8 protein-coding genes and 1 tRNA gene are annotated in these 14,524 nt (G+C 66.0%); 2 read left to right on the forward strand and 7 right to left on the reverse strand.

Going from position 1 to position 14,524, the window contains the following annotated elements:
* Positions 1–69: 69 nt before the first annotated feature.
* The 7 genes from D002_RS0101530 to aroB form a co-directional block, all read right to left on the reverse strand.
* Positions 70–146 (reverse strand) — tRNA-Ile (locus D002_RS0101530).
* A 104-nt stretch (positions 147–250) separates the two neighbouring features.
* Positions 251–2,161 carry an RNA polymerase sigma factor RpoD gene (gene rpoD, locus D002_RS0101535; RefSeq protein WP_018140152.1) on the reverse strand — a complete coding sequence of 637 codons (1,911 nt, stop codon included), beginning with the start codon at positions 2,159–2,161 and terminating at the stop codon, positions 251–253.
* A 171-nt stretch (positions 2,162–2,332) separates the two neighbouring features.
* A complete protein-coding gene (gene dnaG / locus D002_RS0101540) occupies positions 2,333–4,117 on the reverse strand; it encodes a DNA primase (RefSeq protein ID WP_018140153.1) in 1,785 nt (594 codons plus the stop codon).
* A gap of 434 nt (positions 4,118–4,551) precedes the next feature.
* Positions 4,552–9,015 (reverse strand): glutamate synthase large subunit, encoded by a 4,464-nt coding sequence (gltB, locus tag D002_RS0101545; RefSeq protein ID WP_018140154.1) that lies wholly within the window; start codon positions 9,013–9,015, stop codon positions 4,552–4,554.
* A 414-nt stretch (positions 9,016–9,429) separates the two neighbouring features.
* Positions 9,430–11,274 carry an AAA family ATPase gene (locus tag D002_RS0101550; RefSeq protein WP_018140155.1) on the reverse strand — a complete coding sequence of 615 codons (1,845 nt, stop codon included), beginning with the start codon at positions 11,272–11,274 and terminating at the stop codon, positions 9,430–9,432.
* 10 nt (positions 11,275–11,284) lie between these two features.
* Positions 11,285–12,454 (reverse strand): deoxyguanosinetriphosphate triphosphohydrolase, encoded by a 1,170-nt coding sequence (locus D002_RS0101555; protein ID WP_018140156.1) that lies wholly within the window; start codon positions 12,452–12,454, stop codon positions 11,285–11,287.
* Between the two features lie 4 nt (positions 12,455–12,458).
* A complete protein-coding gene (gene aroB, locus D002_RS0101560; RefSeq protein ID WP_018140157.1) occupies positions 12,459–13,568 on the reverse strand; it encodes a 3-dehydroquinate synthase in 1,110 nt (369 codons plus the stop codon).
* Positions 13,569–13,752: 184 nt separating this feature from the next.
* Between aroB and rpsU the strand changes: the two genes are divergently transcribed.
* Positions 13,753–13,968: a 30S ribosomal protein S21 gene (gene rpsU / locus D002_RS0101565; protein ID WP_012981683.1), complete on the forward strand. Its 216-nt coding sequence runs from the start codon at positions 13,753–13,755 to the stop codon at positions 13,966–13,968.
* Positions 13,969–14,008: 40 nt separating this feature from the next.
* The gene (locus D002_RS0101570) at positions 14,009–14,455 is read left to right on the forward strand and encodes a GatB/YqeY domain-containing protein (RefSeq protein WP_018140158.1); all 447 of its coding nucleotides are present in this window, start codon (positions 14,009–14,011) and stop codon (positions 14,453–14,455) included.
* Positions 14,456–14,524 lie beyond the last annotated feature (69 nt).

Raw genomic sequence — 14,524 nt, forward strand, 5'->3', positions numbered from 1 at the left:
CATGTGCTTCCCAGCCCCTGTGGGCGCTGTCTTTGGTGCTGCCGAAAAGCGTGTGACTAACGGTTTATGTGGTGGGCCCGGTCGGACTCGAACCGACGACCAAGGGATTATGAGTCCCCTGCTCTAACCAACTGAGCTACAGGCCCGTATTCGGGGAGGGTACAAACGACTGCGGCGCCATTCTACCCGGAAAGGCAGGGATGGCGCCGCAGCGGCAGGGCAGGTTCCGGCTGTTTGGCCGGGACGCCGGTTACTCGGCGTCGGTGTAGGTGCGCAGCAGTTCGGCGCGGGTCGGGTGGCGCAGCTTGCGCAGGGCCTTGGCCTCGATCTGACGGATGCGCTCGCGGGTGACGTCGAACTGCTTGCCGACTTCCTCGAGGGTGTGGTCGGTGTTCATGTCGATGCCGAAGCGCATGCGCAGGACCTTGGCCTCGCGCGGGGTCAGCGTGGACAGGATCTCGCGTGTGGCCTCGGTGAGGCTTTCCTGTGCGGCGGACTCGGACGGCGAGGCGACCTTTTCGTCTTCGATGAAGTCGCCCAGGTGGGAGTCTTCATCGTCGCCAATCGGGGTCTCCATGGAGATCGGTTCCTTGGAGATCTTGAGCACTTTGCGGATCTTGTCCTCGGGCATCTCCATGCGCTCGGCCAGCTCTTCCGGTGTGGCTTCGCGGCCCATCTCCTGCAGCATCTGACGCGAGACACGGTTGAGCTTGTTGATGGTCTCGATCATGTGCACCGGAATACGGATGGTGCGGGCCTGGTCCGCGATGGAGCGGGTGATGGCCTGACGAATCCACCAGGTGGCGTAGGTCGAGAACTTGTAGCCGCGACGGTATTCGAACTTGTCCACGGCCTTCATCAGGCCGATGTTGCCTTCCTGGATGAGGTCGAGGAACTGCAGGCCGCGGTTGGTGTACTTCTTGGCGATGGAGATCACCAGGCGCAGGTTGGCCTCGACCATTTCTTTCTTCGCGCGCCGGGCCTTGGCCTCGCCAATCGACATGTGGCGATTGATCTCCTTGATCTCGGAGATGTTCAGGCTGGCCTCGTGTTCGATCTCGGCCAGCTTTTTCTGCAGGCGTACGATTTCTTCTTCGTGCTGGGCCAGGGCGGTGGTGTACTTGCCCTTGGCCTTGCAGGCCTCTTTCACCCAGCCGGTGTTGGTCTCGTTCTTCGGGAAACTGTCGATGAACGCCTTGCGCGGCATCTGCGCCTGGCCCACGGCGAGATCCATGATCCGGCGTTCGTGGCGACGGATGTGGTCGATGCTGCCGTGCAACTGGGTGGTCAGCTGGTCGACCATGCGCGGGACCAGCTTGAACTCCATAAAGTACTTGGCGGTGGCTTCGCGCGCGGCGGCGTAGGCCTCGCGGTTGCCTTTTTCGAAGGCCTTGTTGGCTTTGGCGTGGAGCTTGCGTAGCTTGTCGAAACGGGCGCGGGCCTCTTCCGGGTCCGGCCCGGTATCCACCGGCTCGGCGGCCTCTTCGTCATCCTCGGCGTCTTCGACCTCGTCGACGATGGCGTCCAGTTCGGCCGCGGCCTGTTGCTCGGCTGCAGCCGCGGCGGCGGCCTTCAGTTCGTCCTGCGCCTTTTGAGACTGCTCCGGCGTGACCAGTCCCCGAGCCACGGCTTCGCCATTGGCATGGTCGCTCGGGTCGATGAAGGAGATGACCAGGTCGGTCAGGCGACTATTGTTCTCGACGATCTTGTCGTATTCGTGGATCAATCGTTCGATCGCACCCGGATGATGGGCCAGCGCGAACAGGACCTGCATCAGGCCCTCTTCGATGCGCTTGGCGATGCGGATCTCGCCCTCGCGGGTCAGCAGCTCGACCGTACCCATCTCGCGCATGTACATGCGAACGGGGTCGGTGGTGCGACCGAAATCGCTATCAGCGGAAGCCAGCGCGGCCACGGCATCTTCGGCGTCCTCGTCGGCGGAGACGGAGCCGTCGGACAGCAGCAGGCTGTCGGCATCCGGGGCCTGCTCGTGCACCGCGATGCCCATGTCGTTGATCATCGCGATGATGTCTTCGACCTGGTCGGAATCGATGATCGAGTCGGGCAGGTGGTCGTTCACCTCGGTGTACGTGAGGTATCCCTGCTCCTTGCCCTTGGCAATCAGTTCCTTGAGCTGGGATTGCTGCTCTTCACGATTCATTCGTCAGTACTCCGAGGGAAGTCGAGTCGGCCAAAAATTAATCCTACATTGTAGCAGAAGATTCTTATATTGCTGGCTGCCCGACCGATTCTCCGGTCAATGGGCGCTGCGCGGCCGGTTCCATGCCTTGAATCATGTGGGCAAATGGCGCCGCTTCAAGGTGCGTCCGGGCTATCGAGGCGCGTCGAATCTCTGTAGCTGCTCGGTAAGACGGGCGAGCTCGGCGCGTTGTTCCGTGCCGAGTTCGCTCCCAGGGCGAGTCAGTTCACGAATTCGGGAACGATAGTGTTGACGCAGGAGCTGCCGGGCGCAGTCCAGCGCCGTCTGCCGGGTGACGGCCTCCTCGCCGTCCTCCAGCTCCTGGTGAGCCAGTGCCATCAGGCGCTGGAAGTGACGCTGCTCGCGAAAACGCTCCAGCAGACCGGCCGTGTGGCGGTCCGGGTTCTCCTCCAGGGCCGCGAGCAGGTCGCGCAGCGTGGTGGCGGCGACTCCGGGCAGTTCGACGAGCTGGCGGAATTCGGGCTGGTTCCAGTCCAGCTCCGGATGTTGCAGCACGCGCGCGAGCAGGGCGCCCCACAGGGCGGGCGGGGTTTCGCCGTTGGCACCGCCCCGGTTTTCCTGGGAGGTGGCTGGGAGGTCGCGGTCCGGGCCGGTGTCAGCGGCGCGTCCGAGTGGAGTTGGCTGCTCGGCCAGGACCTGCTCCAGGCGTTCAGGGCTAAGCCCAGTCTCCTGCCCGATGCGCTCGACCAGTTGATCCCGGAACAAGGGGTCACGGGTGGTGGCCACCAGTTTCATGGCCGCGTGGGCGAAACGGGTGCGACCTTCGGCGGTATCGGTGGGGTGCTCGTCCCGTTGTAGACGCACCAGGGTCTCGGACAGGGGCAGGGCTCCGGCCAGGCGTTCCTCCCAGTCGGCAAGGCCGTCGCGCAGGACCAGGCTGTCGGGGTCGTCGCCCTCCGGCAGGAACAGTACGCGCACCTCGCGTAGGCCCTGTATTGCGGGCAGGGCCTCGGCCAGCGAGCGCCAGGCTGCGCGACGGCCCGCGGCGTCGCCGTCGAAACACAGGGTAATGCGAGAGACCTGACGGAACAGGCTGTCCAGATGGGCGCGGGTCAGGGCGGTCCCCATGCAGGCCACGGCACGGCGAAAGCCTGCGCGCGCCAGGCCGACCACGTCCATGTAGCCCTCAACCACGACGATGTCGTCCAGTCGTGTGCCGGCTTTGCGCGCCTCGAACAGGCCGTAGATGGTCTGGCCCTTGTGGAAGACCTCGCTCTCCGGGCTATTCAGGTACTTCGGCTCGCCGTCCTCGATCAGGCGCCCGCCAAAGCCGGTGATGCGGCCGCGCCGGTCGCGGATCGGGAACATGATGCGCGACCGGAACCGCTCGCGAATGCCGCCGTCGTCGCGTCGCGCGGCCAGTCCGGCATCCACCAGCTGCTGCGGCGTGAAGCGTGGCTTCAGTGTTTCGATTAGCCCCGAGGGCGGCGCCCAGCCGATCTGGTAATCCCGAGCGGTGGCGCCGTCGATACCGCGGTTCTTGAGGTATTCGACTGCCTTCGGTGTCTGGCGCAGCTGCTGCACGTACCACTGCGCGGCGGCGTTCAGCGCGTCATACAGCGGCGCGTGGGCCTCGCGTCGATCGTCCCCGTCGGTCTCGCGCGGCACCTCGAGGCCGGCCTGGTCGGCCAGCTGTTCGATCGCTTCGGGGAAGCTGAGGTTCTCGTACTCCATCAGGAAGCTAATGGCGGTGCCGTGCGCGCCGCAGCCAAAGCAGTGATAGAACTGCTTTTGCGGGGAGACATAGAACGACGGCGTCTTCTCGCCGTGGAACGGGCAGCAGGCCGCGAACTCGCGCCCGGCCTTCTTCAGGCTCACGCGGCGCTGGATCACCTCGACGATGTCGCTGCGCTCGAGCAGCTCGTCGATAAATGCCTGTGGGATGAGGCCTGCCATGGTGTCGCCGGGTATTCCTCGGGGATGTGCTCGTCGTCAGGTTCGCATGATAGCCCAGCGTCGGGCCGCAACACGTCACTGCGGGACGCCGCAGCCGACGCGGCGAGTCCCGGTGGTCTCCGGGGCGGACGCCGGGGTTGCCCGTGGAGATCGCCACGTCGCTTCGCTCCTCGCGATGACGCTACTTTCTACCTCCCCGTCATTGCGAGGAGCCTTGGGCGACGAAGCAATCGGTATCCGTCAGCCTCCGGTCGCGGGAGGGTGTCCGGGTGCTGCCTGGTAATTGAGAGCGCAGCGAAGCAATCGCTTGACGCTGTGTTCTGGTGGCAGTTCCTGGAGATTGCTTCGCTGCGCTCGCAATGACGGGTTTTTTGGCACTGCAAACAAAACGGGCCCCGTGAGGGGCCCGCATTACAATACCGCCGGGTGGCGGATCAGGCGGCCTGGCGCAGGTTGGCCAGCAGGCCCTTCAGCTCGGAGGCCTTCGGCTTCACCAGCCAGAACGAGCCCTGGTAGTCGTCGAAGCGTTCCAGGATCTCGCGGCCCCAGGCGCTGTCGGTCTCGTGCACGAACTCGGTAATGAGTTCCTCCAGGTAGTTCCGGTGCGCCTCCATGTCCTCGATGTCGAGGCGATGCAGGTCGATCAGCTCGTTGTTGATGCGGTCGGGGAAGTCGTTCTCCCGGTCGAGCACGAACGCGAAGCCACCGGTCATGCCCGCGCCAAAGTTGATGCCGGTGTTGCCCAGCACCACCATCACGCCGCCGGTCATGTACTCGCAGCCGTGGTCGCCGATGCCTTCCACCACCGCAAGCGCACCCGAATTACGCACGCCGAAGCGCTCGCCGCACTGGCCGGCCGCGAACAGCTTGCCGCCGGTGGCGCCATACAGGCAGGTGTTGCCCATGATGGTGGTGTCCTGGCTGGCGAAGCTGGAGCCCTCCGGCGGACGGATGACCAGCTTGCCGCCGGTCATGCCCTTTCCGACGTAGTCGTTGGCATCGCCTTCCAAGTACAGGTGCAGGCCACCGGCGTTCCAGACGCCGAAGCTCTGCCCGGCCGTGCCCTTCATGCGCACGGTGATCGGGGCATCGGACATGCCCTGATTGCCGTGGCGCTTGGCGATCTCGCCGGACAGGCGCGCGCCGATCGAGCGGTCGGTATTGGCGACGTCGAAACGGTACTCGCCACCGGCCTTGTTCTCGATCGCCTCGAGCATCTCGGCGACCATCTTCTCGGCCAGCTCGCCTTTGTCGAACGGCTCGTTCTTCGGCTCCTTGCAGAAGCGCGGCTTGTCGGCGAGGCCGCCGCTGGCCAGCAGGCCGTTCAGGTCCAGGTGTTGCTGCTTCGGCGCCTCGCCCGGCAGGACCTCGAGCAGATCGGTGCGGCCGATCAGGTCGGTCAGGCTGCGCACACCCAGCTTCGCCATCCACTCGCGGGTCTCGCGGGCGACGAACTGGAAGTAGTGCATGACCATCTCGGGCAGGCCGATGAAGTGGTTCATGCGCAGCACCTTGTCCTGCGTGGCGACACCCGTTGCACAGTTGTTCAGGTGGCAGATCCGCAGGTACTTGCAGCCCAGCGCGACCATCGGGCCGGTGCCGAAGCCGAAGCTCTCGGCGCCCAGGATCGCCGCCTTGATCACGTCGAGGCCGGTCTTCAGGCCGCCGTCGGTCTGCAGGCGCACCTTGTCGCGCAGGTCGTTGCCGCGCAGGGTTGCGTGGGTTTCGGTCAGGCCCAGCTCCCACGGGGTGCCGGCATACTTCACCGAGGTCAGCGGGCTGGCGCCGGTGCCGCCGTCGTAACCGGAGATGGTGATCAGGTCGGCGTAGGCCTTGGCCACACCGGCGGCGATCGTGCCGACCCCAGCCTCGGAGACCAGCTTCACCGAGACCAGCGCGTTCGGGTTGACCTGCTTGAGGTCGAAGATCAGCTGCGCCAGGTCCTCGATGGAGTAGATGTCGTGGTGCGGCGGCGGCGAGATCAGGGCGACGCCCGGATTCGAGTAGCGCAGCTCCGCGATCATCTTGTTGACCTTGTGGCCCGGCAGCTGGCCGCCCTCGCCGGGCTTCGCGCCCTGGGCGACCTTGATCTGCAGCACCTCGGCGTTGACCAGGTAGTGCGGGGTTACGCCGAAGCGGCCGGAGGCCACCTGCTTGATCTTGGACATGCGCTCGGTGCCGTAGCGGGAGACGGCCTCGCCGCCCTCGCCGGAGTTGGAGCGCCCACCCAGGCGGTTCATCGCGGTGGCCAGGGCCTCGTGGGCCTCCGGCGACAGCGCGCCCAGGCTCATGCCGGCGGAGTCGAAGCGCGGCAGGATGTCGGTCTCGGGCTCGACCTCGTCGACATCAATCGGCTCGATGTCGTCGCGCACCTTCAGCAGGTCGCGCAGCACGGTCACCGGGCGTTCGTTCACCAGGTCCGCATATTCCTTGTACACGCCGTAGTCGCCGGACTGCACGGCGCGGTGCAGGGTCTGGATCACGTCCGGGTTGTAGGCGTGGTACTCGCCGCCGTGGACGTACTTCAGCAGGCCGCCCTGGCCGGCGCTCTTGCGCGGGTTCCAGGCGCGCTTGGACAGCGTCTCCAGGTCCGCTTCGATGTCGGCGAAGCGGGTGCCCTGGATGCGGCTGGTGGTACCCGTGAAACAGGTGTCCACGATCTCGTCGGCCAGGCCGACAATCTCGAACAGCTGCGCCCCGCGGTAGCTGGCGATGGTCGAAATGCCCATCTTGGACAGGATCTTGAACAGGCCCTTGTTGATGCCGCGGCGGTAGTTCTGCGCCAGGGTCAGCGGGTCGGCATTCGGGATCTCGCCGGACTGGCACATGCCGTGCAGCGCGGAGTAGGCCAGGTAGGGGTAGATCGCGGTGGCGCCGTAGCCGAGCAGGACCGCGAAGTGATGCGGGTCGCGGACGGTGGCGGTCTCGGCGACGATGTTCGCGTCGGTGCGCAGCTTGGCCCGGATCAGGGCGTGGTGTACGGCGCCCACGGCCAGCGCGGCCGGGATCGGGCGGCGTTCCGGGTCGATGCCGCGGTCGGACAGCACCAATACGACGGCACCGTTGCGAACGGCCTGTACCGCGTTGTCGGTCAGGGCCTTGACGGCGTCTTCCAGCGAACCGGAGTGGACGTCGTAGTTGAGGTCCATGCGCTCGACGCGGAAGGCGTCTTCGGTCTGGTTGCACAGCTCGCGGAACTTGGCCTCGGACAGCACCGGGGAGTCGGATACCAGGCGATGGGCGTGGTCCGGGGTCTCCTCGAACAGGTTCTGCTCGCGGCCGAAGCAGGTTTCCAGCGACATCACGATGCTCTCGCGCAGCGGGTCGATCGCCGGGTTGGTGACCTGGGCGAACTGCTGGCGGAAGTAGTCGTACAGCGAACGGGTGTGCTGCGACAGCACCGCGAACGGGGTGTCGTCGCCCATCGAGCCCACGGCCTCCTGGCCGGCCTCGGCCAACACGCGCAGGATCTGATCACGCTCCTCGAAGGTGACGTCGAACAGCTTCTCGTAGGTCTCGAGGCGCTCGGGGGGCATCGGCTCGCCGGAGAACAGCTGGTTGTCGTCCAGCTGGCTCTTCAGGTGCTTCACATGCGCGCGCAGCCATTGGCGGTAGGGCTGGCGGGTGCGGTTGATGCGGTCGATGTCCTCGGGCTGCAGCAACTCGCCGGACTCGGTGTCCACCGCGAGCATCTGCCCGGGCTTCAGGCGGCCCTTGGTGACTACGTCCTCGGGGGCGTAGTCGTAGACGCCGATCTCCGAGGCCAGGGTGATGTGGCGGTCCTTGGTGATCACGTAGCGCGCCGGGCGCAGGCCGTTGCGGTCCAGGGTGCAGGCGGCGTAGCGGCCGTCGGTCAGCACGATCCCGGCCGGGCCATCCCAGGGCTCCATGTGCATGGAGTTGTATTCGTAGAAGGCGCGCAGGTCGGAGTCCATGTGCGCGACGTTCTGCCACGCCGGCGGGACCAGCAGGCGCATCGCACGGAACAGGTCCATGCCGCCCGCCAGCAGGACTTCCAGCATGTTGTCCAGGCTCTGCGAGTCGGAGCCTTCCAGATTGACCAACGGCTCCAGTTCGGCCAGCTCCGGCAGCTTCTCGGTGGCGAACTTGTGCTGGCGCGCGACCGCCCAGTTGCGGTTGCCCTGCACGGTGTTGATCTCGCCGTTGTGGGCGAGGAAGCGGAACGGCTGCGCCAGCCCCCACTGCGGGAAGGTGTTGGTGGAGAAGCGCTGGTGGAACACGCAGATCGCGGTTTCCAGCTCCGGGCGCTTCAGGTCCGGGTAGAAAACCGGCAGGTTCTCCGGCATCACCAGGCCCTTGTAGGAGACCACCTGGGAAGACAGGCTGGGCACGTAGAACACCGGGTCGTCGCCCATCGCGATCTCGGCGCGACGGCGCACTACGAACAGGGCGCGTTCGAAATCGGCCGCGTCCATGTCCGCTGGTGCATTGATGAACACCTGCAGGATATGCGGCTGGCTCTTCAGTGCCTCGTCACCGCAGGCCTCCTCCGGGTTCACCGGGACTTCGCGCCATCCGGCGAGCTTCAGCGGGCCGCGTTCGATCGCGTTCTCCACGGCGCTGCGGGTTTCGTCGATCTTGGCCGGGTTGATGAACACGATGCCGGCGGCGAAGCGTTCGGCCAGCTCGATGCTCGACTCGGATGCCAGGGTGCGCAGGAAGGCCTCGGGGGTCTTCATCAGCAGCCCGCAACCGTCGCCGGTCTTGCCGTCGGCGGCGATCGCGCCGCGGTGGGTCATGCGTTCCAGGGCCTTGATCGCGGTGTCCACCACCCAGTGGCTGGCCACGCCGTCCATATGCGCAATGAGGCCGAAGCCGCAGTTGTCGCGTTCGAATGCGGGGCGGTAGAGGGTGCCGTTCAATTGGTTCTGTCGCATCGGTGAACTCCGGTCGCAGCGCGCGGGGCCGTACGCGGGCGCGGTACGTTGTCAGGGCCGTCCCTGGAAAAAGAACACGGAAAAAGGCGCAGGAATATAGCCGAACCGTCATTCTCCCGGCAAACCGGGGCCGGTCAAGTAGGCACGACACCCGCGCAGGTAAAGCCCGGCAGGGCTGTTCACCACGAAGTGCACGAAGGCACGAAGAAGGTCACTTCAAAAGCGTTTTGCACCACAGAGGGCACGGAGTGCACGGAGCAATTCAAGGTGGAAGGGCAAAACACATCGACCCCGCTTTGGCCCACCGACCATGCAAAGACTTTGCATTTCTCTGTGTGCTCTGTGCCCTCTGTGGTGAAAAGCTTTTGACCTTCTTCGCGCCTTCGTGTGCTCCGTGGTGAATAAGGCCCTTGATTAGTCGCGGACGACGTTCTGGACGGAGCCGATGGAGCGGATCCAGGGTTCGTCGCGGCGGACGGCCTCGGGCAGATCTTCAACGGCCCGTTCGGCGGCCGCACGGTCGGGGAATACGCCGGCGAGGATGACCACGAATTCGCGATCGTTGACACGGGTTGGGATATAGCGAATGCCGCCCAGCTCGTGCCGGTCGGCATAGGCTCGGGCGGCGGCCATGTCCTGTGCGGCCAGCAGCTGGATCGTGGCGCCGCTGCCGTCTTGATCATTCAACCAGCTGCGGTCATCACGCAGGCGGGTGGCATCCACGTCGTCCTCTGCCAGGTCATCCGAGGCCGGGTCGGGCTCCGGAGCTGGCTCTGACTCGGGTTCAGGCTCTGGTTCTGGGGCCGGTTCCGGTTCCGGCGTCGGCGCCGGTTCGGGATCTGGCTCCGTGGCCGGTTCTGCCTCGGCGGGCTCGGCGGGCGCCTCCGGCTCGATCTGCGACTCGGCTTCGGCTTCGGCTTCGGCCGGTGGAGGTAGATCCAGCGGGTCAGCGACCACGACTTCGTCGTCCGCCGGTGGCTCCGGCGTCTCGTCCTGCTCGGATTCAGTCATGCGCGGCTCGGGCAGGGGGAGCTCGATGATTTCGCCGTCGGCCGTGGTGGGCTCCGATTCCAGGAGCTGCCAGGCGACCGGGGCTGCGATACCCAGGGCCACGGTGATGGCGACGGCCGGTACGAACCAGCGCTGATTCCAGAACGCGACGTTCTCCGGCGCTGGGGGCGCCGGGATACCGCTATCGGGCTCGAAGCCGTCGGGGCTCGCTGGCGTTTCCGGGGTGTCCTGCACTGCGGATCCGGCCAGGGCCTCGGCGGCTGGTGTGAACTCGGTGTCGTCGGGCTCGCGGCTGGCGTGCAGGCCTGGCTCGGCGGTGGTCGTCTCGTCGTCGCGGGTGGCCACGAACGAGGGTTCCACCGATTCCTGGTCGAGGTTCGAAGGGGTGTCGTCGCCCGCGAGTGGTTCGGACTCGGCACTGTCGGCTTCGGCAGCGGCGCCAGCGGCCACGCCCGGTGCCGCGCTACTGGCGGCCGCCGCGCCAGCTCGGCGCTCGCTACGGCACTGGCGCTCGAGAAAGCTATTGGCCTCGCGGTTGAGGTTGCCAGGCAGACCCTGGCTGGTGGTTTGCAGGTGATGTACGGCGTCCGTGTCCAGCAAGCGGTCGGGGTCCGCCAGGCCAGCGGCCTGCAGGCGGTGACGCAGATAGGCCGCGGTCTGCTCCAGGTTGAACGCGCGCAGGCTGATGCGGGTGACCTGATCTTCGTCCGACGGGTCCGGCAGGTACAGGCGCCGGCGCAGCAGCCCGGTGGAGCCGACCAGGACGATGCGTGGGGCGCGCCCATGCTTGGCAAGGACCTCGCTGCGCATGCGCATCAGGTTGTTGACAATATCGGTGCCGACTAGATGGGCATCGTCCATCGCGATCACCGGGTCGGCGCCATCCGTCACCCGGTCGGCGAGCAGTTCGGTCAGGGCACGGTCGGGGTCATCGGCATTCTTCGAGCGCAGATAGTTGCGAATGGTGTTGTCGACCGACTCGAACTGGGTGTTGATCCGCGCGCGGAAGGCGATCAGATCGAACGGCTCGGGCAGCATTGCCAGCAGGCGCATCAGCTGCAGGCTGCGCCCGGAGCCGTTTTCACCGGTCATCAGGACGACGGCGCCGGGTTCGTTCAGGGCCGCCCGCGCGGACTCCAGCAGGCCGTCCAGCAACGGGTCACTGTAGACGAAGGTCTCGTCGGGGGCTTCGTCAAACGGCGGCGTGTGCAGGCCGAGTTGTTCCAGACATTGTTCGGAGAGCGCCATTGCGAGGCCTTCAGGTCAGGGAGCCGAGATCGAACAGGCGGTGGTGTTCGCGGATGGCATGACGATCCGTCATACCAGCGATGTAGTCGGCGATCGCGCGCTGCGGCCCGTGCGGATCGTGTGCAGCCATCTCGTCGGCCAGGCGCTGGAAGTGCTCGGGCATCAGGCGCGGTTCCGATTCGAATGCGGCAAACAGGTCGTGGATCAGCTGGCGGGCCTTGTGCATCACGCCGTGTACCTGGTGGTGATGGTAGAGGTTCTCGCGCAGGAAGGCCTTCAGTTCACGTGCCTGCGCGTGCATCTCCGGGCTGAAACGGATCAGCGCGGTGTCGGCGCGGCGCACATCATCGGGGCTTTGCGGCCGCTGCTGGTCGATGGCCGCCTGGGTGGTCGCGACCAGGTCGCTCACTAGCGCATCGATCATGCGACGCACCGTCTCGTGCTGGACTCGGCGGGGCTCCAGACCGGGGTAGTGGGCCTGTACCGCCTCGTGGCACCCACGAAACAGCGTGACCTCGGCGAGGTCGCCCAGGGTCAGCAGGCCCGAGCGCAGGCCGTCGTCGACATCGTGGTTGTTGTAGGCGATCTCGTCGGCCACGTTGGTGAGCTGGGCCTCCAGGCTTGGTTGTTCCTTCTGCAGGAAGCGAACGCCGATCTCGCCCAGCTGCCGGGCCTTGTCCGGCGAGCAGTGTTTGAGGATGCCCTCGCGCGTCTCGAAGGTCAGATTGAGGCCGTCGAAGTCGGCATAGTGGCGTTCCAGCAGGTCGACAATGCGCAGGGACTGCAGGTTGTGCTCGAAACCGCCATGCTCGCGCATGCAGGCATTCAGGGCGTGCTGCCCGGCGTGCCCAAACGGGGTGTGGCCGAGATCATGCGCCAGGGCAATGGCCTCGACCAGGTCCTCGTTCAGGCGTAGCGCACGGGCAATGGAGCGCCCGATCTGGGCGACCTCCAGCGAATGGGTCAGACGATTACGGAACAGGTCGCCTTCATGGCTGATGAAGACCTGAGTCTTGTACTCCAGCCGGCGAAAGGCGCTGGAATGAACGATGCGGTCACGGTCGCGCTGGAAGTCGCTGCGGTGGCGCGGGGCCGGTTCGTCCTGGGCGCGACCGCGTGAATGCGCGGGGTCGCTCGCGTAGGGCGCCAGGCCGGGGGCCGCGACGCTAGGGGTGGCCATCGCTTCAGGCAACACGGGCATGCTCGTGCAGGGTGTGGTCCAGGGCGGTCTGGTCGAACTCGTCGGTCAGGACGGCCTCGCCAATACCGCGCAGCAGAACCAGGCGCAGTCGACCGCTGGCAACCTTCTTGTCGATCGCCATCAGTTCGCGGAAGCGATCCGGGGTCACGGCGGCAGGTGGCTCCAGGGCCAGGCCGGCGCGCTGGATCAGGGCCTCGGCGCGTTCGCGGCTGACGCGGTCCAGCCAGCCCATGCGTTCCGACATGCGTGCGGCCATGGCCATGCCGGTACCGACGGCCTCGCCATGCAGCCACTCGCCGTAGCCCATGCCGGCCTCGATGGCGTGGCCGAAGGTGTGGCCCAGATTGAGCAGCGCGCGGATGCCGCCCTCGCGTTCGTCGGCGGCGACGACCTCCGCCTTGCAGGCGCAGGAGCGACGGATGGCGAAGGCGAGCGCTTCCGGATCGAGCGTGCGCAGGCGATCGATGTGTTCTTCCAGCCAGGTGAAGAATTCGGCGTCCCGAATCAGGCCGTACTTGATGACCTCCGCAAGACCCGCTCGCAGCTCGCGCTCGGGCAGGGTTTTCAGGGTGTCGGTATCGATGATGACCGCGCGCGGCTGGTGGAAGGCGCCGATCATGTTCTTGCCCAGTGGGTGATTGACCCCGGTCTTGCCGCCTACCGAGGAATCCACTTGGGCGAGCAGGGTGGTCGGGACCTGTACGAAGTCGATGCCGCGCTGGTAGATCGCCGCGGCGAACCCGGCGATGTCACCGACCACGCCGCCGCCCAGGGCGACGATGCGGCTGCCGCGATCCAGGCGTGCCTCCAGCAGGCGCGTCAGGATGGTCTCGACCGTGGCCATAGTCTTGTATTGTTCGCCATCGGGGAGCTCGATCCACAGAGGCTCCCCGCTGATGCCGCAATCCGCGAGGCTGCGGCGTAGGGCATCACCATGCAGGGGGGCGACCGTGGTGTTGGTCACTACGGCGACGCGCCGGCCTTCTACTGCGGGGCGCAGCCGCTGCGGCTCGTTCAGTTGGCCCGGTCCAATGTGGATCGGGTAGCTGCGCGCACCCAGTTCTACGTTCAGGTTTTCCATGCGGGCCATCATAGCGTGCGCCCCGGCGACGGCGTAAGCCGGTGTGGTCGGATGCTGCGGATCGCTTCACGGACTTTTGCAATCGGTGCAGGTTGGATTACCATAGGGAGTTCTGCATGGTCGCCCGCAGTGTTTGGCGGCCTGTTTTGTTGATTCTGTTTTGATCGAGAGATCCTGCATCCGTTTCGGAGATTGTATGCCGCACGTACGAGTTCGTGAGAATGAGCCCTTCGAGGTTGCCCTGCGCCGTTTCAAGCGCACCTGCGAAAAAGCCGGTGTGGTGGCGGAAGTCCGCCGTCGCGAGTATTACGAAAAGCCGACCACCGAGCGCAAGCGCAAGGCTGCGGCGGCCGTGAAGCGTCAGCTGAAGAAGAATTCCCGCGATATGACCCGTCGGGTGCGTCTGTACTGAACCTTTGTTCGGGCTTGTGCCCGGACCCGAGGACCCCAAGATGACGCTCAAGTCGCGCTTGCAGGATGACGTGAAGAACGCCATGCGAGCCCGGGAGAAGGAACGCCTGGGTGCCTTGCGCATGATCCAGGCCGAGATCTCTCAGTTCGAGGTGGACGAACGTCGCGAGGCCGACGACGACGCCGTGCTGGCGATCCTCAATCGGATGCTCAAGCAGCGGCGCGATTCCATCGACCAGTACCAGAAGGGTGGTCGTGAGGATCTGGCTGAGCGCGAGGCCGCCGAGGTGGTGATCATCGAGGCGTACATGCCCGAGCCGCTGGATGCGGCCGCGCTGGACCAGCTGGTGAGCGAGGCGATTGCCGAGACGGTCGCCAGCGCTCCCGGCGACATGGGCCGCGTAATGGGCGTGCTGAAACCCCGGGTCTTCGGGCGCGCGGACATGGGCCAGGTGAGCCAGAAGGTCCGCGCCGCCCTGCAGCCCTGACCACGGGCCGGCTCTCCGGTCGAACTCCCCGGGCCGCTCTGCGGCCCCTACCCCGATTCCGTCGGAGCG

The sequence above is a fragment of the Thioalkalivibrio sp. ALJ7 genome (assembly GCF_000376865.1).
Lineage (GTDB): Bacteria > Pseudomonadota > Gammaproteobacteria > Ectothiorhodospirales > Ectothiorhodospiraceae > Thioalkalivibrio.

Bases quoted from the DNA above. Each gene is read 5' to 3' on its own strand.
- rpoD (WP_018140152.1), bottom strand. From the start codon at position 2,161: ATGAATCGTGAAGAGCAGCAATCCCAGCTCAAGGAACTGATTGCCAAG.
- dnaG (WP_018140153.1), bottom strand. From the start codon at position 4,117: ATGGCAGGCCTCATCCCACAGGCATTTATCGACGAGCTGCTCGAGCGC.
- gltB (WP_018140154.1), bottom strand. From the start codon at position 9,015: ATGCGACAGAACCAATTGAACGGCACCCTCTACCGCCCCGCATTCGAA.
- D002_RS0101550 (WP_018140155.1), bottom strand. From the start codon at position 11,274: ATGGCGCTCTCCGAACAATGTCTGGAACAACTCGGCCTGCACACGCCG.
- D002_RS0101555 (WP_018140156.1), bottom strand. From the start codon at position 12,454: ATGGCCACCCCTAGCGTCGCGGCCCCCGGCCTGGCGCCCTACGCGAGC.
- aroB (WP_018140157.1), bottom strand. From the start codon at position 13,568: ATGATGGCCCGCATGGAAAACCTGAACGTAGAACTGGGTGCGCGCAGC.
- rpsU (WP_012981683.1), top strand. From the start codon at position 13,753: ATGCCGCACGTACGAGTTCGTGAGAATGAGCCCTTCGAGGTTGCCCTG.
- D002_RS0101570 (WP_018140158.1), top strand. From the start codon at position 14,009: ATGACGCTCAAGTCGCGCTTGCAGGATGACGTGAAGAACGCCATGCGA.